Source organism: Stenotrophomonas sp. S4, assembly GCF_054187805.2.
Window position 1 is genome coordinate 1,460,323 of the sequence record NZ_CM196188.1, and the last position, 18,083, is coordinate 1,478,405.

Annotated in this window: 16 protein-coding genes; 7 read left to right on the plus strand and 9 right to left on the minus strand. The window is 68.0% G+C overall.

Annotated features, from left to right (window positions below; all coding sequences use genetic code 11):
* Window positions 1-134: 134 nt before the first annotated feature.
* The 8 genes from tsf to ACUZUJ_RS06705 all read right to left on the minus strand — a co-directional run bounded on the left by tsf (window position 135) and on the right by ACUZUJ_RS06705 (window position 7,967).
* The gene (tsf, locus tag ACUZUJ_RS06670) at window positions 135-1,010 is read right to left on the minus strand and encodes a translation elongation factor Ts (RefSeq protein ID WP_049446244.1); all 876 of its coding nucleotides are present in this window, start codon (window positions 1,008-1,010) and stop codon (window positions 135-137) included.
* A 126-nt stretch (window positions 1,011-1,136) separates the two neighbouring features.
* A complete protein-coding gene (rpsB, locus tag ACUZUJ_RS06675) occupies window positions 1,137-1,943 on the minus strand; it encodes a 30S ribosomal protein S2 (protein WP_005408748.1) in 807 nt (268 codons plus the stop codon).
* Window positions 1,944-2,163: 220 nt separating this feature from the next.
* Entirely contained in the window at window positions 2,164-2,862 is a 699-nt protein-coding gene (locus tag ACUZUJ_RS06680; RefSeq protein WP_458220074.1) for a fimbrial biogenesis chaperone, read from the minus strand.
* The gene (locus ACUZUJ_RS06685; RefSeq protein WP_458220073.1) at window positions 2,862-3,107 is read right to left on the minus strand and encodes a hypothetical protein; all 246 of its coding nucleotides are present in this window, start codon (window positions 3,105-3,107) and stop codon (window positions 2,862-2,864) included. The genes ACUZUJ_RS06680 and ACUZUJ_RS06685 overlap by 1 nt, the downstream gene beginning before the upstream one ends.
* Before the next feature lie 172 nt (window positions 3,108-3,279).
* A complete protein-coding gene (locus ACUZUJ_RS06690; RefSeq protein WP_014036511.1) occupies window positions 3,280-4,317 on the minus strand; it encodes a Csu type fimbrial protein in 1,038 nt (345 codons plus the stop codon).
* Window positions 4,314-6,680 carry a fimbria/pilus outer membrane usher protein gene (locus ACUZUJ_RS06695; protein WP_101765192.1) on the minus strand — a complete coding sequence of 789 codons (2,367 nt, stop codon included), beginning with the start codon at window positions 6,678-6,680 and terminating at the stop codon, window positions 4,314-4,316. The genes ACUZUJ_RS06690 and ACUZUJ_RS06695 overlap by 4 nt, the downstream gene beginning before the upstream one ends.
* Window positions 6,681-6,687: 7 nt before the next feature.
* Complete coding sequence (locus tag ACUZUJ_RS06700) at window positions 6,688-7,437, minus strand: fimbrial biogenesis chaperone (protein WP_101765193.1); 750 nt, start codon at window positions 7,435-7,437, stop codon at window positions 6,688-6,690.
* Window positions 7,437-7,967, minus strand: coding sequence for a Csu type fimbrial protein (locus tag ACUZUJ_RS06705; protein WP_049446232.1), 531 nt, complete (start codon window positions 7,965-7,967; stop codon window positions 7,437-7,439). The genes ACUZUJ_RS06700 and ACUZUJ_RS06705 overlap by 1 nt, the downstream gene beginning before the upstream one ends.
* Window positions 7,968-8,197: 230 nt before the next feature.
* Between ACUZUJ_RS06705 and map the strand changes: the two genes are divergently transcribed.
* The 6 genes from map to dapE are packed head-to-tail and all read left to right on the plus strand — an operon-like array spanning window position 8,198 to window position 15,100.
* On the plus strand, window positions 8,198-8,983 hold the full coding sequence (map, locus tag ACUZUJ_RS06710; RefSeq protein WP_005412748.1) for a type I methionyl aminopeptidase: 786 nt from the start codon (window positions 8,198-8,200) through the stop codon (window positions 8,981-8,983).
* 20 nt (window positions 8,984-9,003) lie between these two features.
* Entirely contained in the window at window positions 9,004-11,613 is a 2,610-nt protein-coding gene (locus ACUZUJ_RS06715; RefSeq protein ID WP_458220123.1) for a [protein-PII] uridylyltransferase, read from the plus strand.
* Window positions 11,613-12,695 (plus strand): 2,3,4,5-tetrahydropyridine-2,6-dicarboxylate N-succinyltransferase, encoded by a 1,083-nt coding sequence (gene dapD / locus ACUZUJ_RS06720; protein WP_049446227.1) that lies wholly within the window; start codon window positions 11,613-11,615, stop codon window positions 12,693-12,695. The genes ACUZUJ_RS06715 and dapD overlap by 1 nt, the downstream gene beginning before the upstream one ends.
* 2 nt (window positions 12,696-12,697) lie before the next feature.
* The gene (locus ACUZUJ_RS06725) at window positions 12,698-13,564 is read left to right on the plus strand and encodes a hypothetical protein (protein WP_049446226.1); all 867 of its coding nucleotides are present in this window, start codon (window positions 12,698-12,700) and stop codon (window positions 13,562-13,564) included.
* Window positions 13,565-13,595: 31 nt separating this feature from the next.
* Window positions 13,596-13,967 (plus strand): arsenate reductase, encoded by a 372-nt coding sequence (locus ACUZUJ_RS06730; RefSeq protein WP_182474420.1) that lies wholly within the window; start codon window positions 13,596-13,598, stop codon window positions 13,965-13,967.
* Window positions 13,964-15,100, plus strand: coding sequence for a succinyl-diaminopimelate desuccinylase (gene dapE, locus ACUZUJ_RS06735; protein WP_049446223.1), 1,137 nt, complete (start codon window positions 13,964-13,966; stop codon window positions 15,098-15,100). Before ACUZUJ_RS06730 ends, dapE begins: the two co-directional genes overlap by 4 nt.
* A gap of 66 nt (window positions 15,101-15,166) precedes the next feature.
* Here the strand turns inward: dapE and ACUZUJ_RS06740 are convergent, their stop codons facing one another.
* Window positions 15,167-16,045, minus strand: coding sequence for a tetratricopeptide repeat protein (locus tag ACUZUJ_RS06740; protein WP_049446469.1), 879 nt, complete (start codon window positions 16,043-16,045; stop codon window positions 15,167-15,169).
* A gap of 339 nt (window positions 16,046-16,384) precedes the next feature.
* Between ACUZUJ_RS06740 and asnB the strand changes: the two genes are divergently transcribed.
* A complete protein-coding gene (gene asnB, locus ACUZUJ_RS06745) occupies window positions 16,385-18,076 on the plus strand; it encodes an asparagine synthase B (protein WP_049446221.1) in 1,692 nt (563 codons plus the stop codon).
* The last annotated feature ends 7 nt before the right edge of the window (window positions 18,077-18,083 follow it).

The window sequence follows — 18,083 nt, forward strand, 5'->3', positions numbered from 1 at the left end:
GCAAAGGTGCCGGTTGTGCGCACCAACGGAGGCTGTGCGCACCAACGGTGCGCACCCACAGGTTCACCGGCATAAAAAAAGAGCCGCGGTTTCCCGCGGCTCCTTCTGGTCGCTTCACAGCCGGAAGGCTGGAATCAGACCTGCATCGCCTTGGCGACTTCGGCGGCGTAGTCTTCCACCACCTTCTCGATGCCTTCGCCGACGATCAGCAGCTTGAAGCCTGCCACGTCGGCGCCAGCGGCCTTGACCACCTGCTCGACGGTGGTGTCGCCCAGCACGTAGGTCTGGCCGTACAGGGTCACGTCGCTGACGATCTTGTTGATCTTGCCGCTGATGATCTTTTCCAGGATGTCGGCCGGCTTGGCCTTGTCCTTCTCGGACATCTTGGCCAGCTCGATTTCCTTTTCCTTCTCGACGAACTCGGCCGGGACGTCCGCAGCCTTGTTGTGCGGCGGCTTCAGCGCGGCCACGTGCATGGCCAGGCCACGGGCCAGCTCGACGTCGCCGCCGACCAGATCGACCAGAACGCCGACCTTGCCGTTGGTGTGGACGTAGGCGCCGATGGTGTTGTTGCCATCCACCTTCACCATGCGACGGATCTGGATGTTCTCACCCAGGGTCTGCACGGCGGTGGCGCGGGCTTCTTCAACGGTGCGGCCGTCGGCCAGCTTGGCAGCCTTCACGGCTTCGACGTCGGTGGCGCCCGATGCCAGGGCAGCGGCGGCGACGGCGTTGACGAAGGACTTGAAGTTGTCGTCGTTGGCGACGAAGTCGGTTTCCGAGTTGACTTCGACCAGCACGGCCTTGCCGCCGTCCTGGGCCAGGCCCAGACGGCCTTCGGCGGCCACGCGGTCAGCCTTCTTGTCGGCCTTGGCAGCGCCGGACTTGCGCATGGCTTCAGCAGCAGCGTTGATGTCGCCGTTGGCTTCGGTAAGCGCCTTCTTGCATTCCATCATGCCGGCGCCGGTGCGCTCGCGCAGTTCCTTGACCAGGGAAGCAGTGATTTCCACGGGATTACCTCACGAAAGAAAGGGGTTGGGCCGGCATGGTGGCCGGCCCGTGTGACACGGTCCTGTCACGCGCCAAGGGCGGCGTGCAGGGAGGGTGGACGCCGGGCGTCCACCCCGGGGCCTGGATCAGGCCTGGGCGTCGTCGCCCTTCTTGGCAGCCTTCTTGGCCGGAGCGCGGCGGGCCGGCTTCTCTTCGCCTTCAGCAGCGGCTTCAGCGAACTCTTCCTCGCGCACCGAAGCGGCGTGCGGCGCAGCGGCCTTACCTTCCAGCACGGCGTCGGCAGCGGCGCGGGCGTACAGCTGCACAGCGCGGATCGCGTCGTCGTTGCCCGGGATGGCGTAATCAACCAGTTCCGGGTTGTAGTTGGTGTCGACCACGGCGATGACCGGGATGCCCAGCTTCTTGGCTTCCTTGATCGCGATGTCTTCGTGGCCGATGTCGATCACGAAGATGGCGTCCGGCAGGCGGTTCATGTCCTTGATGCCGCCCAGCGAGGCTTCCAGCTTGTCGCGCTCGCGACGCAGGCCCAGCACTTCGTGCTTGACCAGCTTCTCGAAGGTGCCGTCGGTTTCACCGGCTTCCAGTTCCTTCAGGCGGGCAACCGACTGCTTGACGGTACGGAAGTTGGTCAGGGTGCCGCCCAGCCAACGCTGGTTCATGAACGGCATGCCGCAACGCTCGGCTTCTTCCTTGATGGTTTCGCGGGCGCTGCGCTTGGTGCCCAGGAACAGGACGGTGCCGCGCTTCTGGGCAACCGACGAGATGAAGTTCATCGCGTCGTTGAACAGCGGGACGGTCTTTTCCAGGTTGATGATGTGGATCTTGCCGCGGGCGCCGAAGATGTACGGAGCCATCTTCGGGTTCCAGTAGCGGGTCTGGTGGCCGAAGTGGACGCCGGCTTCCAGCATCTGACGCATGGTGACCTGGGGCATTGCAATACTCCTGATATGGAACCAGCGATTCCGCCCGCGGGGATAGGTATGCGGGACGCGTGGAAGCGCGATCGGTTCCGGGGTTGGGCTTCCCTGTTGCCTCCGTGGCCGAACTCCTTGCGGAGCACCCCGGCACGGATGGGGGCAGCAGGTGTGGATTCACCGGTGACGTCCGGTGTGGACGGGTTCCCGCGCACGCTGGCGGCAGGAATCCGGTCGATTATAGCCCGCTGGGGGCGCTTGCTGCAATTGCAGGGGCAGCTGTGGCCAGATCGACCTCGCGGCCGTCCTGCAGGCGTGCCTGGAAGCGGCCTCCAGCATAGCCATCGGCGCGGGCAGGCAGGGGCCAGCGGCGTTCATGGCCCGCCAGGATGTAGCCGGCCAGGCCAGCCGTCAGCAGCGTTGACTGGCCGTCCGCCGTGATGAAGCGCAGATCGTGCAGGCGGCCGTGCAGGGTACCCGCATTGCTGAGTCGCAGTGTGGGCTGCGACGCTTGGGTCTCGACGCGGCCCTGCAGGCGGGCATGCAGCGGTGTTGCCGCTGGCCCGCGGAACAGCGGCAGGGAATAGCGCGGCAACCCCGCCAGCGCCGGCGCCAGTACGATCCGATAGGCCTGTTCACCGACCGCCGCCGCCGGCTCGGCTGGCAGCAGCCAGACACGCTGGGTAGTGCCGGGGGCGAGGTCCAGGCGCGCCGGGCTGACCCGGATCCGGTCGCTTGGCTGCAGCCGTTCGGCATCCAGTTGCTGATCCCAGGCCAGCACCTGCACCTGGCCCTGCCAGCGGCCGGGCCCGGGGTTGTGCAGCCACAGTTCGGCGCGGCCGCCCTGGGCCGGCAGCTGCAGGGTGGTCGGCAACAGCTCCAGCGCCGCGGCGGGCAGTGCCAGCAGCATTGCCAGCAGGGTCAGCAGCGCGCGCATCAGTAGATGAGGGTCACGGAGGGTGTTGCGTTCACGTCCGTTGCCGGTGGCGCGAGCTCGCGGACCTGGGGCGGCACCTGGGGCGCGTCACTGCGCTGGTGCGGCGCCGGGCAGCGGACGCCACCGCCATCGTCGCTGCAGGATTCGACCACGGTCAGCCGGATCTGCAGGGTGCTGCTGCTGGGTTCGGCCCATGCCGGCAGGCTGGCGACCAGCATCGCCCCGATCAGAAATGCACGAACCACCTGCCATCCACCGTACTGAAAGACTCGCTGCGCGGTATCGGCGGGATGCGCCGGAACTGTAGCGTCGCGCTTGCCCGGCATCCGTATGCCCGCATCCACCGGTGGGTGCCGACCGTTGGTCGGCACGCGGATCGCCCCCCCGGTGGGTGCCGACCGTTGGTCGGCACGCAGGTCAATAAGTGATGGTCACCTGCACCAGGTCGTTGTAGGTGCCGGCCGGAGGCTGGCCGGTGACCGGCGGTACCCGGCCATAGATGGTCAGCTGCTGCGCGCTGCCGGTGCCGGTGCTGCTGGCCGTATCGACGGTCAACGTGTTGCCCCAGCGCTGGCTGCGTGCGGAGTCCCGGTAGAGCTCGTAGGTGAGGTAGTAGGTGCTGCCGCCGATGGTGGTGGCCATGCGCCGGGTGGTGGTGGCGGTGGGATTGTTCTGGCCGTTGTTGAGACCGACCTGGAAGGCGGTGTTCTTCAGGCAGGTCAGGGTCAGGGTTGCGGTCTGGTCGATGTTGGCCGGGATGCCACCGGTGACGTTGCCGAAGTTCATGTTGGTGGTGACGTAGCTGCCGCATTGCGGCAGCACATTGGCGGTGGCGGTGAAGCTGAAGGCCGCACTCGCGCTGTTGGTACCGGTGGCGCCGCCGTTGCAGGTGGCGGGAATGGTGGCAGTGCCGAGCAGGACTTCGTTCCAGGCCCAGGTCAGCACCACGCTGGCACCGCTGAAGGTGCTGCTGTACGCGCCGGAGGCCAGGACCTGGTTGGCCGGAATCTGCCCGAACAGCTGCACGGTCTGCGCGCCACTGCCACCGGTCAGCAGCGGCACGTTGTAGCTCATGGTCAGTTCCTGCGCCGGGGGCGTGCCGTGCGGAGCCAGGCCAGTGACCTGGCCGAAGCTGGCGTTGTTGTACAGCTGGAAATTCATCGTGTCGCTGGTGGAGGTGGCCATCGTGCGGAACGTGGAACTGCTGCCGCCGCCACTGCCTGCGCCGATGCCCACGCAGACGCGCACGCCGGTGGTGGCCAGCAGGCTCAGCGCAGCGGTGGTGCAGGTCACCGTGATGTTGAGGTTGGCCGTGCTCGGGCCGGGTGCATTGCTGTTGATGTTGCCGAACGGCAGGGTCGGATTGGCGACCGCCGTGCAGACCGCGGTGGCACTGGCAGGCGCCGCTGCCAGCAGGCCGGCCCACAGCAGCAGGACGAGCAGCAGTACCCTCATGGCGCGACCTCCGGGATGCACTGCTGCGGTGCCGGCTTCGGCCGGGCGCCGGACGCCACCACCTTGGGCAGGTCCGGCACCTTCACCCGGCAGGGACCATGGCTGGTGGTGACGTACAGCACGCTGCCGGCGGCGACATCTTCCAGATAGAGCAGGCCGTCGTAGCCGACCGTGGCCTGGCGACCGTCAGGCAGCTGCACCTCGCTGCCCACCTCCAGAGGCTGGCCGTCCATCGCCAGCAGGGTCAGGCTCAGTGACGGCCGCGAGCGCAGCTGGAAGGTCACGCGGGTGCCGGCGCGCTGGCGCGGGGTCACCCAGTCCTCGATGCGGTCGGCGCGCATGTCTTCGGGCAGGTCCAGGGTGTCGATCGAGACCCGGTTGCGCTGCCAGGACAGCAACGGACTGACCAGCAGCAGGCCGCGATCATCGGTGACGCCGATCAGGCGGTTCTCCAGCCGCACCGGGACGCCGCCGACCCCATTGGTGCTGATCACCGCGAACGCATCGGAGACCTCGCGCGTGGCGAAGGCGTGCCCGCCCATCCACACCAGGCTGCCGCTGGCGCTGGCGTAGGCATAGTTGAGTCCACCCTGGCGCGAGGCGCCGAACGAATAGCGGCCGACATCGTTGAGGATGCCGACCTCGGCCAGGCCGCCGTTGCCGTCCTCGCCGTGGCGCAGCTGCGCGCGCCAGCCGACGCCGCCGGCACTGCCATCGCCCGGCACCGGCTGGGTCACGTCGGCCACCCAGCTCTGGCTGTCGCCGTTGCGCTGGCTCGAAAGGCTGGCCTGGCGGTTGTTGCCCAGGCTGGCGGTTACCGACAGGTAGATGCTGCGGTCGTCGCTGCGGTCCAGGTTCTGGTTCACCGACAGGTAGGCCGACCAGCGCTGGCTCCAGGTACGCGACCAGAACAGGCTCGCGTAGCGGTTGTCGTCGCCGTCGGGGTAGCGCAGGCGCAGATAGCTGGCGCTGAGCGTGCCCAGCCGCAGCAGGTCCAGGCCGAGCGTGGCCTGCTCGCTGATGCTCGGTGGCAGGTTGCCCTGCAGCGCGCCCAGGTCGCGGTAGTCGCCGTGGCTGCGTACGCTGCGCAGATTGACGTTGAAGCGACGGTTGTTCCAGCTGTAGCCCAGCGCCCATTGCCCGCCCTGCAGGCCATGATAATCACTGTGTGCATAGGCGGCATTGAACACGCCGGCAGCGCCGAGCAGCCACCAGCCACCGATGCCGGCCTGGGCCAGGCCACCGCCGCCTTCGGCATGCGCTTCGCCGGTGAACGTGTCGGTGACACCGCCGCGCCAGCTGGCACTGGCCACCGTGCGATCGTCATAGGCGAAGGAACGTTCGCCGAAATCCCTGCGCAGCTGGCCGACGCCGACCGACCAGTCCGACAGGCCCTTGGCCAGCAGCTGCTGGGTGCCGTAGAAACTGAAATCCAGCGTCTGCATGCGGCCGAACGCATCGGTCACCACCACCTGCGCATTGCCGGTGCCGCTGATGCCGGGCTGCGCTGCCAGCTGGAAGGGCCCGACCGGCACCTGGCCGCTGTACTGGCGCAGGCCATCGACATACAGCTCGACCGTGGAGGGCACCACGGCCTGGCCGAGGAAGCTCGGCGTGGGCGTGAGTACGCGGTAGGGCTGCAGGCCGTAGTTGCGGCCGATCTGCAGGCCGCCCAGGCGGACCGGGCGGGTCCAGTCGACGAAGCCGCTGTAGAAGTCACCGACCTCCAGCGTGGTTGCACTGTCCGGGAAATCCAGGCTCCAGCGTGTGTCCAGGCGCACGCTCTCGCCGCGCCAACGGCGGTCGCCGGGCTGCTGGTAGCGGCGGCTGATGGCGGTGTTCTCGAAGGTGCCGTTGCCGATGCCGAACACCCGCAGTTCCGAACTCAGGCTGAGGTTGCCGAGCGTGTCAACCCGGCTGCCGTAGACGTCGTAGTTGAGCAACACGCCCGGCGAGGCGTTGCCGGTGGGCGCGCGCGTCTGCGGGCGGCTGAGCACGGTGGTGGGCAGGGTCAGCTGGTCCAGCGGGACGTCCAGCGCCAGCGTCTGCATGTGTGCGTCGTAGCGCACCACCGCGCCGCTGATCTGGTCCAGGTAGACCGGTGCGTCGCCGCTGGCATTGAAGCCCAGCTGGCGCAGCACGTCGGGGCTGGCCTGCAGCCGGCCGCGGTTCTCGGTGAACGGCAGCAGGCCGCGCGGCGTGCTGTTGAGCGACACATCCAGGTACAGCGCCTGGCTGGCGGTCAGCGGGGTCGGTGGCGGCAGGATGGCATCTGCCGACACGCCGGATACATCAGCCGCCGCGCCGGACACATCGGCGGCCTCGGTCGCCGCGGGAGCCAGGGCAGCCAACAGCGCGCCCATCAACGCCTCAGCGAGCCGGTGGGGGCGACAGTGGCGTCTGTTCCGACTCGCCATTGAGCTTGGCCGTGATCTGGTCGTTGTCGCGGTCGATTGCCGTGCGTTCGATCGGCCAGCGCATCACCTGGCCGGGCAGCACATAGCCCAGCAGCCCGGGGTGGACGATGCGCGGGCGCGTGGCGCTGCCCAGCGCGAGATCGGCGATCTGCGCGTAGCCGTTGCCCGAATTGGCCACCTCCACGCCATTGCGGCCGTCCGCCAACTGCACCAGGCGGGCCTGCAGCCGCGGTGCCAGCGTGCCGGCCGAGGGCTGCACGAAGACCGGGATCGAATAGCGCAGGACGAACTGCATGCCGCCGGCGCGCGTGGCCAGATCGGGCACCTCGTCGACGATCAGGCGGTAGTACCGCTGTGCCGGCGGCGGTTCCCGGTCCGGGCGCATCACCCGCACAAGCTGCTGCTGGCCGGCGGCCAGTTCCTGCATCGGCGGCGTGGCCATCACTTCATCGGTGGGCAGCAGCTGTTCCTGGCCGTCCTGCTGCACCCAGCGGAACACGCGCACCTGCAGCTTCACCGGCGAGGTGCCGCTGTTGGTCAGCCACAACTCGCCGGCACGCTGGCGGGCTTCCAGCTGCAGGCTGGTCGGGGCGACCTGCAGGCTGGTGGCCCCGGCGGTGGCGGCGGCCAGCAGGCACAGGGCGAGCAGCGCCACGCCGGTGGCGCGCCACGGGCGGGGTACGGCCATGCGGGCGTGCTCCATCAATAGGTGATCGTGGCGGTAACCGTATCCAGGTAGTTACCGGTGGCCGGGTTGTTGGTGCTCAGGTTCAGGATCTGGCCGTAGACGATGTAGGGCACGGCCAGGCCGGTGCCGATGCCGGCCTGGGTATTGGTGCCGGACGTGGCGCCCCAGACCAGGGTATGGGCGGCGTCCTGGTAGAGCTGGTAGCCGACGTAGTTGTTGGCGGTCACCGCAGCATTGGTGTTCTTCATCCGCCGGGTGGTGACGTCATTGGCCGTGCTGGCATTGGCGCCCGCATTCAGTGAGATGGTGTAGGGCGTCAGTGCCGAGCACTGCGCGGTCACCGTGCCCTGGCCCAGGGTGGGCGTGGCGGTGGTCGAGGCGGCGGTGCCGAAGTCGACGTTGGTGGCGGCCGCCGCCGTGATGGTGCAGGCCTTGGTGACCACCAGGGTGACGTTGAAGGTGGTGGTGTCGGCGGCCAACGCCGGGCTGGACAGCAGGAGCCCGGCCACGACCCATGTCAGCGGGGATCGAACTGGGGATCGCATGGACAACCTCCCTGACCCGAAGGTCTGTTGAACAAGGCGAAGACGGCACGTTCGGCGCCGCTTTGACGACAGTGGGTCCAGCTTAGGAGGCGTAAGTGTCTGTAATCCGTGATAAATAGGCAGGCGAAAGAGTGGAGGGCATCACGCTTTCACTTTCCTTGCCGGAACCGTGCATGGCCCGGATCGCCAGTTGGGTGGCGTTCGTTCAGATTGCGGCCGGATCGGCGATAATGGGTGCCATGAGCGTGAATCTGAAAACCCCGCAGGAAATCGAGATGATGCGCATCGCCGGCCGCCTGGCCAGCGAAGTGCTCGACATCGTCACCCCCCACGTCAAGCCCGGTGTCACCACCGAGGAACTGGACCGCATCTGCCACGACCACATCGTGAACGTGCAGGGCGCCATTCCGGCCAACGTCGGCTACCGCGGCTTCCCGAAGACCGTGTGCACCTCGGTCAACAATGTCATCTGCCACGGCATCCCCAGTGAAGGAAAGGTGCTCAAGGATGGCGACATCATCAATATCGACGTCACTGTCATCAAGGACGGCTGGCACGGCGACACCAGCCGCATGTACTTCGTCGGCACCCCGTCGGTGATGGCCCGCCGCCTGGTGGAAACCACCTACGAAGCCATGTGGCGCGGCATCCGTGCGGTGCGTCCGGGCGCCACCCTGGGCGACATCGGCCATGCCATCCAGAGCTATGCCGAAGGCGAGCGTTTCAGCGTGGTGCGCGAGTACTGCGGCCACGGCATCGGCAAGGTCTACCACGACGAGCCGCAGGTGGTGCATTACGGTCGTCCGGGCCAGGGCCTGGTGCTGCAGCCGGGCATGACCTTCACCATCGAGCCGATGATCAACGAGGGCACCCGCTACAACAAGGTGCTGCCGGACGGCTGGACCGTGGTGACCAAGGACCGCAAGCTGTCGGCGCAGTGGGAGCACATGATCGCGGTCACCGAGACCGGCGTGGACGTGCTGACCCTGTCGCCAGGCGAGTCGCAGGTCTCCTGAAGATGCTGCCGGCGAGTTCGCTGCTGGACACGCCGGCCGCGTCGCTCAACGACCCGGATTGGGCTGCTGCCGCGCGCCAGGCGCTGCAGCAGGCCGACGCGCGCCTGTACCGCCGCTTCGACCAGGGCGACAACATCGAGCGCCTCCTGGCGCTGCGCGCGCGCGCTGCCGACCATCTGATCCGCCTGGCCTGGCAGCGCTGCCTGCCGGCCGACAGTGGCCTGGCGCTGTTCGCGGTCGGTGGCTATGGCCGCGGTGAACTGTTCCCGCGTTCGGACATCGACCTGCTGGTGTTCGGCGATCCGCCGGCACAGCTGGCGCACGAAGCGGCATTGGCGCGCCTGTTCGCGCTGCTGTGGGACTGCGGATTGGCCGTCAGCCATGCGGTGCGTTCGGCATCGCAGTGCCGCGAGGCGGCAGCTGACCAGACCGTGCTGACCGCGCTGATCGAGGCGCGTCCGATCCTGGCCGATGATGCCGCGCGCCGCGCGCTGCGCGAGGCCATCGACGACCGCGAGCTGTGGCCGGCACGCAGCTTTTTCCTGGCCAAGCTGGAAGAGCTGCGCAACCGCCACCAGCGCTTCGGCGATACCGCCGACAACCTGGAGCCGGACCTGAAGGATGGCCCCGGCGGCCTGCGCGATCTCAACACGCTGGGCTGGATGGCGTTGCGTGCCTTCGGCGTGCGCGACCTGGAGGCCCTGGTCGGGCTCGGCCATCTGGGCGCTGACGAAGCCGCGGCGTTGAAGCGCGAACGTGCCGTGCTGGCGCGGTTGCGCTTCGGCCTGCACCTGGTCGCGCGCCGTCCGGAAGAGCGCCTGCGTTTCGATTACCAGAAGACCCTGGCCGCGCGCCTGGGCTTCGAGGACGATGCCGAGAATCTCGGTGTCGAGAAAATGATGCAGGGCTTCTACCGCGCCGCGCTGGTGGTGCGCCGGATCAGCGACCGCCTGCTGCAGCGCTTCGAGGAACAATTCGATGGCGAGGCCCAGCCGGAACCGCTGACCGTGGGCTTTTCCCTGCGCCGTGGCTACCTAGCCGCCAACGAGGCCGACTGGCCGCGCGGCGACATCGGCCAGGTGTTCGCACTGTTTTCCAGCTGGGCCAACAACCCGCAGGTGCGCGGACTGCACTCGCTGACCGCGCGTGCACTGGCCGAGTCGCTGCCGCTGCTGCCGGCCTACGACCAGGCCGACACCGATGCGCGCGAGCAGTTCCTGGCCCTGCTGCGCGGCCAGCGTCCGGTCGATACGCTTTCGCGCATGGCGCGGCTGGGCGTGCTTGGCCAGTGGATTCCCGCGTTCGCCCAGGTCAGCGGGCGCATGCAGTTCGACCTGTTCCATGTCTATACGGTCGACCAGCACACGCTGATGGTCCTGCGCAACATCGGCCAGTTCGCCAGCAGCCGCGCCGACGAGCGCTTCTCGATCGCGCACGAAGTGTGGCCGCGCCTGCGCAAGCCGGAACTGCTGCTGCTGGCCGGCCTGTTCCATGACATCGCCAAGGGCCGTGGCGGCGACCACTCGGAGCTGGGCGCGGTGGACGCGCGTGCGTTCTGCCAGGCGCATGCGCTCAGTGGCACCGATACCGAGCTGGTGGCATGGCTGGTCGAACAGCACCTGCGCATGTCGGTGACCGCGCAGAAGCAGGACATCGCCGATCCGGTGGTGATCCACCGCTTCGCCACCCTGGTCGGCAGCCGCGACCGCCTGGACTACCTGTACCTGCTGACCTGTGCCGACATCGCCGGCACCAGCCCGAAGCTCTGGAATGCCTGGAAGGATCGCCTGCTGGCCGACCTGTACTTCGCTACCCGGCGCGCGCTGCGCGAGGGGCTGGAGCACCCGGTACCGGCCGCCGAGCGCGTGGCCGAGGCACGTGACAGCGTGCGCGCACTGGTGCGCGAGCAGGGCTACGACGATGCCACCATCGACCGCCAGTTCGCGGTGATGCCCGATGAGGGCTTCATCCGCCTGCGCCCGGAGCAGCTGGCCTGGCAGGCTGCCGCGCTGGTGCCGGTGAAGCAGGGCCAGGCGCTGGTGAAGGTTCGCCGGATCAGCGTCGACGACCCGGCGCTGGAAGTGTTCGTGCACTCGCCGGACCGCGACGGCCTGTTTGCCGCGATCGTGATGACCCTGGACCGCAAGGGCTACGGCATCCACCGCGCACGCGTGCTGGACGGTCCGGCCGACACCATCTTCGATACCTTCGAAGTGAACCCGGCCGACACCTTTGCCGATGGCAGCAGCGCCAACCTGGAGGCGGCCCTGCGCGAGGCACTCAGCGGTGACCTGTCGCGGCTGCGGCCGTCGCGCCGGGTCGTGCCGCGGCAGCTGCGGCACTTCCGCTTCGCCCCGCGCATCGAGTTCCGCGATGAGCCAGGCGCAACCCGTTTTGCCCTGGTCGCCCCCGACCGTCCCGGCCTGCTGGCCGATGTGGCGTTCGTGCTGCGCAACCAGGGCCTGCGCGTGCATGATGCGCGCATTGCAACGTTCGGCGAACGCGCCGAAGACACCTTCGTGATCAGTGACGAACACGACCTCCCCCTGACTGAACCTGCCCGGCAGCAGCTGCATGACGCGATGCTGGCCTGCCTGGACCCTGATCGAAACGCCGGAGACCCCGCCTGATGGCCACCAAGCCCGCCAAGAAGACCGCCGCGACCCCCAAGAGCGCAGCGGCCCGGAAACCTGCTGCCGCCGCCCCGGCCGCGAAGAAGACCCCTGCGCCGAAGAAGGCTGCTGCGGTGAAGGCCCCGGCAAAGAAAACGGCGGCGGTGAAGAAAACGGCTGCGATGAAGAAGGCCCCGGCCAAGAGCGCCGAAGCGGTCCGCGCCGAGACCATCGCCCGCAAGTCGCTGCGCAAGCCGTCGGCACCGGGCGTGGAAGAGCTGAAGTTCGGCATCGAGAGCGCCTTCGAGCGCCGTGCGACGCTGACCCTGCACGAGCTGGAAGGTTCCACCCGTCCGCTGGTCAACCGTGTGATCGATGGCCTGGAAACCGGTGAATTCCGTGTCGCCGAGCCGGACGGCCAGGGTGGCTGGAAGGTCAACGAGTGGCTGAAGAAGGCGGTGCTGCTGTACTTCCGCGTCAACGACATGGCGGTGGTCGATGCGCGCCCCGCACCGTTCTGGGACAAGGTCGAATCGCGCTTCGCCGGCTATGACGAAGCGAAGTTCCGCCGTGGCGGCGTGCGCGTGGTGCCGGGCGCGATCGCCCGCCGCGGTACCTACTTCGGCAAGGACGTAGTGCTGATGCCGAGCTTCACCAACATCGGCGCCTATGTCGGCGAAGGCACCATGGTCGACACCTGGGCCACCGTCGGTTCCTGCGCGCAGATCGGCCAGCACTGCCACCTGTCCGGCGGCGCCGGCATCGGCGGCGTGCTGGAGCCGCTGCAGGCCAGCCCGACCATCATCGAGGACCACTGCTTCATCGGTGCGCGCTCGGAAGTGGTGGAAGGCGTGGTGGTCGGCCACCACAGCGTGATCGGCATGGGCGTGTTCCTCAGCCAGAGCACCCGCATCTACAACCGCGCCACCGGCGAGATCACCTACGGCTACATCCCGCCGTACAGCGTGGTGGTGTCCGGCTCGCTGCCGAGCAAGGACGGTACCCATTCGCTGTACTGCGCGGTGATCGTCAAGCAGGTTGATGCCAAGACCCGCAGCAAGACCAGCGTCAACGACCTGCTGCGCGGCCTGGCCGACTGAGGATGACGGCGCCGGAGGATCTGGCGCAGTCCGCGATCTACCAGCATCCGTCCGACACCCTGTTCGGGCGGATGCTGCCGCGCCTGCTGCACGCCCCGCGCTGGACCCGGCTGCGCCGCGCGCTGTCGCGGCGCTGGCCGATGCCGGCGCTGGTCAGCGATGTACGCGACGTGGTCTACGTGAGCTGGTGGGTCGACGTGCGCCACGCGCCGATGCCACCACCAGGCCATCACTACGTGGTCCACGCCGGACGCACGCCCTACACCATCCTCAGCTACCGGCACGGGCACTTCGGGCCCGCGCTGGCCGGGCCGCTGCGCTCGCTGATGCCGTCTCCCAGGCAGAGCAACTGGCGCTGGTACCTGCGTCGCGACGACGCTCCGGATGGGGCGCCGGTGGTGCTGTTCGATCGCAACGTGATGGACCAGCTGGCCTTCGTCGCCGGCGCGCGCGCTTTCAGTGATGCCATGCAGCCGCACCTGTCGGTGCACTTCACGCATGCGCTGGATGCCGAAGGCAGTGGCCACACGCGGATCGAGGGCGGGCAGGGCAGTGCCCCGGCGTTGCACCTGCAGTGGCAGGCCGCTGCGGGCTGGGACGATGCCGGGTGGGCGGCGGCCTTCGGCAGCCATCAGGCCCTGCTGCGTTTCCTGACCTGCCAGGACGAGGCCATCGCCCGTACCTGCGACCAGCGCTGGGCCAGCACCCGCATCGCTCTGCCGGTGGACATCGCACAGCTGCAACCGCTGCAGCTGGAGGGCGAACCACATTGCCCGCGCCTGCAGGCAATGGGCGTGGCGCTGCACGAGGGGCTGGCCTTCCGGCTGCCAAGGGTACCGTTCCGGGTCGTGTCCGAGCGCCTGTTGTGAGATTCTGGCCCTCTGTTTTCCAGCATCACAGATGGCCATGAGCACCACTGTTTACGGTTTGAAGAACTGCGATACCTGCAAGAAGGCGACCAAGTGGCTGGACCGCTTCGGCGTGCCGTACACCTTCGTCGACTACCGCGACAACAAGCCCAGCCCGGAAACGCTGCTGGCATGGGCGGCGCAGCTGGGTGGCCTGGCCGCGATGGTCAACAAGTCCTCCACCACCTGGCGGCAGCTGCCGGACAACCGCAAGGCCGCCGACTCCGAGGCCGAATGGAAGCTGCTGCTGCGCGAGTATCCGCAACTGATCAAGCGCCCCGTGGTGGTCACCTCCGACGGTACGGTCAGCCAGGGCTTCAGTGACAACGGCTTCAAAGCACGCTTCGGCGTGGGTGGCGCGTGAGCGCGGTTCTCGACCTGACCTGCGAGCTGATCGCTCGGCCCTCGGTGACGCCGGACGACGCCGGCTGCCAGGCGCTGCTGGCGGCACGGCTGAAGCAGGCCGGGTTCCACTGCGACCATCTGCGGCTGGGCGAGGTCGACAATCTGTGGGCGACCCATGGACAGGGCGCGCCGGTTCTGGTGTTGCTGGGCCACACCGACGTGGTGCCGACGGGCCCGCGCGAGGCCTGGGCCAGCGACCCGTTCACGCCGCAGATCCGTGACGGCGTGCTGTACGGCCGTGGCACCGCCGACATGAAAGGCAGCGTGGCGGCGTTCGTGGTGGCGGCCGAGCAGTTCATCGCCGCACATCCTGATCACCCCGGCACGCTGGCGGTGCTGTTGACCAGCGACGAGGAAGGCGATGCCATCGATGGCGTGCGCCACGTCGCACGGCTGTTCGCCGAGCGCGGCCAGCGCATCGACTGGTGCATCACCGGCGAGCCGTCGTCGACCGCGACGCTGGGTGACCTGCTGCGCGTGGGTCGCCGTGGCAGCCTGTCGGCCAAGCTGCGGGTGCAGGGCGTGCAGGGCCATGTGGCGTATCCGGAGAAGGCACGCAACCCGATCCACCAGGCGGCGCCGGCCCTGGCCGAGTTGAGTGCGCGGCGCTGGGATGAAGGCTACGAAAGTTTCCCGCCGACCAGCCTGCAGATCTCCAACGTCCATGCCGGTACCGGTGCCAACAATGTGATTCCCGGCGAGCTCGAAGTGGATTTCAACATCCGCTACAACCCGCACTGGGATGCACCGAAGCTGGAAGCGGAGATCACCGCGCTGCTGGATCGGCATGGCCTGCAGTACACGCTGAAGTGGCATCGCAGCGGCGAGCCGTTCTACACCCCGGAAGGCACGCTGCGCGCCACGGCGCGTGCGGTGCTGGCCGAGCACATCGGCCGTGCACCGGAGGAAAGCACTGGTGGCGGCACGTCCGATGCCCGCTTCATCGCGCCATTGGGCGCGCAGTGCATCGAAGTGGGGCCGGTCAACGCCAGCATCCACCAGGTGGACGAGAACGTGCGCGTGGACGATCTGGAGGCATTGCCGGGGCTGTACCAGCGGCTGGTGGAACGGCTGCTGGTGGGAACCCCATGACGGAATGAATTCCGCGAGGGTGGGTGCCGACCGTTGGTCGGCACGCCTCCCGCCGGGGCCGCTTCTCTACTCCGAAAAAATGAAGAACGGCGGCTCGACCGCTTTTTTCCAGTAACTCGGCGCGGCCATGTAGAAGTGCTGCGCTTCGGCCCTGGCGAACCAGTGCGTCGCTGCGTCGGTGTCCTTCTCCACGCCCGGCGCACCGCGGCCCAGCAGCAGTCCGGCGAAGTACTGGCCGAACACATTGCCCTGCTCGCCGGCGCGCTGGTACAGCTGCAGCGCGCGCGCGGGATCGCGTGGCAGGCCTACGCCTCTTTCCAGCAGCGCGCCCAGATCGACCTGTGCGCCGGCGTCACCCGCAGCGGCACGGCGTTGGATCCTCGCCACCAGCGGATGCACGGTATCGCCTGTGGCCGCTACCGCGCCGGGCAGTCCCGACGATGACGACGCATAGCGCTGGTAGACCATCGCGCGCAGGTCCCAGCGCAGTGCTCGCTGGGCATCACCGCGCTCGCGATAGGCCTTGGCCAGGTCAAAGAACGCATACGGATTGCCGTGGTTGGCGGCAGCCAGAGACCAGCGTTCACCGCGTCGCCAGGACGCGCGCAGCACCGGAGCCGGGTTGATGTGGGGGCTGTCGGCATACCGCAGCGTGCCGGAGATCCAGATCCGGCCCAGTGCTTCTTCCGCCCTGGTGTTGTGGAAGGTCCAGGGTGTGGCCGCTGCGGCACGCTCGTAGTAGGCGATGGCGCGCGGATCGTTGAAGCGCTCGAAGGTTTGCGCGGTATCAAAGGCACCCTCGAAGCTGCCGTCGGTTCCGCGTTGTTCCAGGCCCTGCAGCTGAGCCGGCGGCAGGGGCGACGGCGGGGGCAGGGTCTGGCAGGCGGCCAGGCCCAGGCAGAGCAGGGCGGCCAGCGCCGCGTTGCGTCCAGTGCGGTGTTGCATTTCCATTACACGTTTCACGGCGGGCCATTATGCGCGCCGTGGAGTGGTTGCCAACGCAACGGTTGCGCCGTGCCGGAAACCGGGGTAGGGTCGATGCCATGTCGATCCGCCTGGCCACCGCCGTCAATAACAACAACCGCAATAATCTGCGCGCGAATAATCGTGCGCGGCCGATGCGGGACTGCGCCCTGGGTAGATAGACAGCAACACACGCCCGGACACCAGAAAACCCGCATCAGCCGATGCGGGTTTTTTTGTGCCCGGGCGCAGCCCCACCCGGGCCTGGATGGCCGGTCGAACACCTTCCCACCCGTGAAATCCCCCAACAGGAGCTCTCCCATGTGTTCGATCTTCGGAATCTTCGGCCTGCAGGCCGGTGACGATCTTCCAGCCCTGCGCCGCCATGCGCTGGAACTGTCGCAGCGCCAGCGCCACCGTGGCCCGGACTGGAGCGGCGTATACCTCGACGAAGGTGCGCTGCTGGTTCACGAGCGGCTGGCCATCGTCGACCCGGCCGGTGGTTCGCAGCCGCTGCTGTCGGCCGATGGCCAGCTGGCGCTGGCGGTGAACGGCGAGATCTACAACCACCAGGCATTGAAGGCGGCACTGACCACCGCCTACGACTTCCAGACCGGCTCGGACTGCGAGGTGATCAACGCGCTGTACCGCCAGGGGGGCGCGCCGGCGCAGTGGCTGGAACAGCTCAACGGCATCTTCGCCTTCGCGCTGTGGGACCGCGACAGCGGGCGCGTGCTGGTGGCGCGTGACCCGGTCGGCGTGGTGCCGCTGTACTGGGGCCACGATGCCCAGGGGCGCCTGCGCGTGGCCTCGGAAATGAAGGCACTGGTCGATACCTGTGCCGACGTCGCGCAGTTCCCGCCGGGGCACTACTTCGACAGTGCCAGTGGTGAGCTGGTGCGCTACTACCAGCAACCGTGGCGCGACTACGCCGACGTGCAGGGCCGGCAGGCCGATCTGGCCGAACTGCGCCAGGCGTTCGAGCATGCGGTGGAGCGTCAGCTGATGAGCGACGTGCCGTACGGCGTGCTGCTGTCCGGTGGCCTGGACTCGTCGCTGGTGGCAGCGGTGGCCGCACGCTATGCACGTCGCCGCATTGAGGATGGGGGGCAGACCGAAGCCTGGTGGCCGCGCCTGCACTCGTTCGCGATCGGCTTGAAGGGCTCGCCCGATCTGGCCGCCGCTGCGATCGCCGCCGAAGCGCTGGGCACCGTGCATCACGGCTTCGAGTACACCTTCGAGGAAGGCCTCGATGCGCTGCCGGAAGTGATCCGCCATATCGAGACCTACGACGTCACCACCATCCGAGCCTCGACGCCGATGTTCCTGCTGGCGCGGCGGATCAAGGCGATGGGGGTGAAGATGGTGCTGTCCGGCGAGGGCAGCGACGAGATCTTCGGTGGCTACCTGTACTTCCACAAGGCACCGGATGCGCGTGAATTCCACGACGAGCTGGTACGCAAGCTCGACGCCCTGCACAACTACGACTGCCTGCGCGCCAACAAGTCGATGATGGCCTGGGGCGTGGAGCCGCGCGTGCCGTTCCTCGACCGTGAGTTCCTCGATGTGGCGATGCGCTTCGATGCCGCGCACAAGATGGTCGGTGCCGGTTTTGGTGGCCGTCGCATCGAGAAGGCGGTGCTGCGCGAGGCATTCGACGGCTACCTGCCGGACAGCATCCTGTGGCGGCAGAAGGAACAGTTCAGTGATGGCGTTGGCTACGGCTGGATCGATGGGCTGAAGGCACATGCCGAAGCACAGGTGAGCGACCGCGTACTGGCAGCGGCCGACAAGCGCTTCCCGCACAACCCGCCGCAGACCAAGGAGGCGTACTACTACCGCCACCTGTTCGAGCAGTTCTTCCCGAGCCGTGCGGCTGCCGAGACCGTGCCGGGTGGCAAGTCGATCGCCTGTTCGTCGCCGGCGGCCATTGCCTGGGATGCCAGCTTCGCCGCGGCTGCAGATCCGTCGGGTCGCGCGATCGCCGGCGTGCACGCGCAGGCACTGGCCTAAGCGCCAA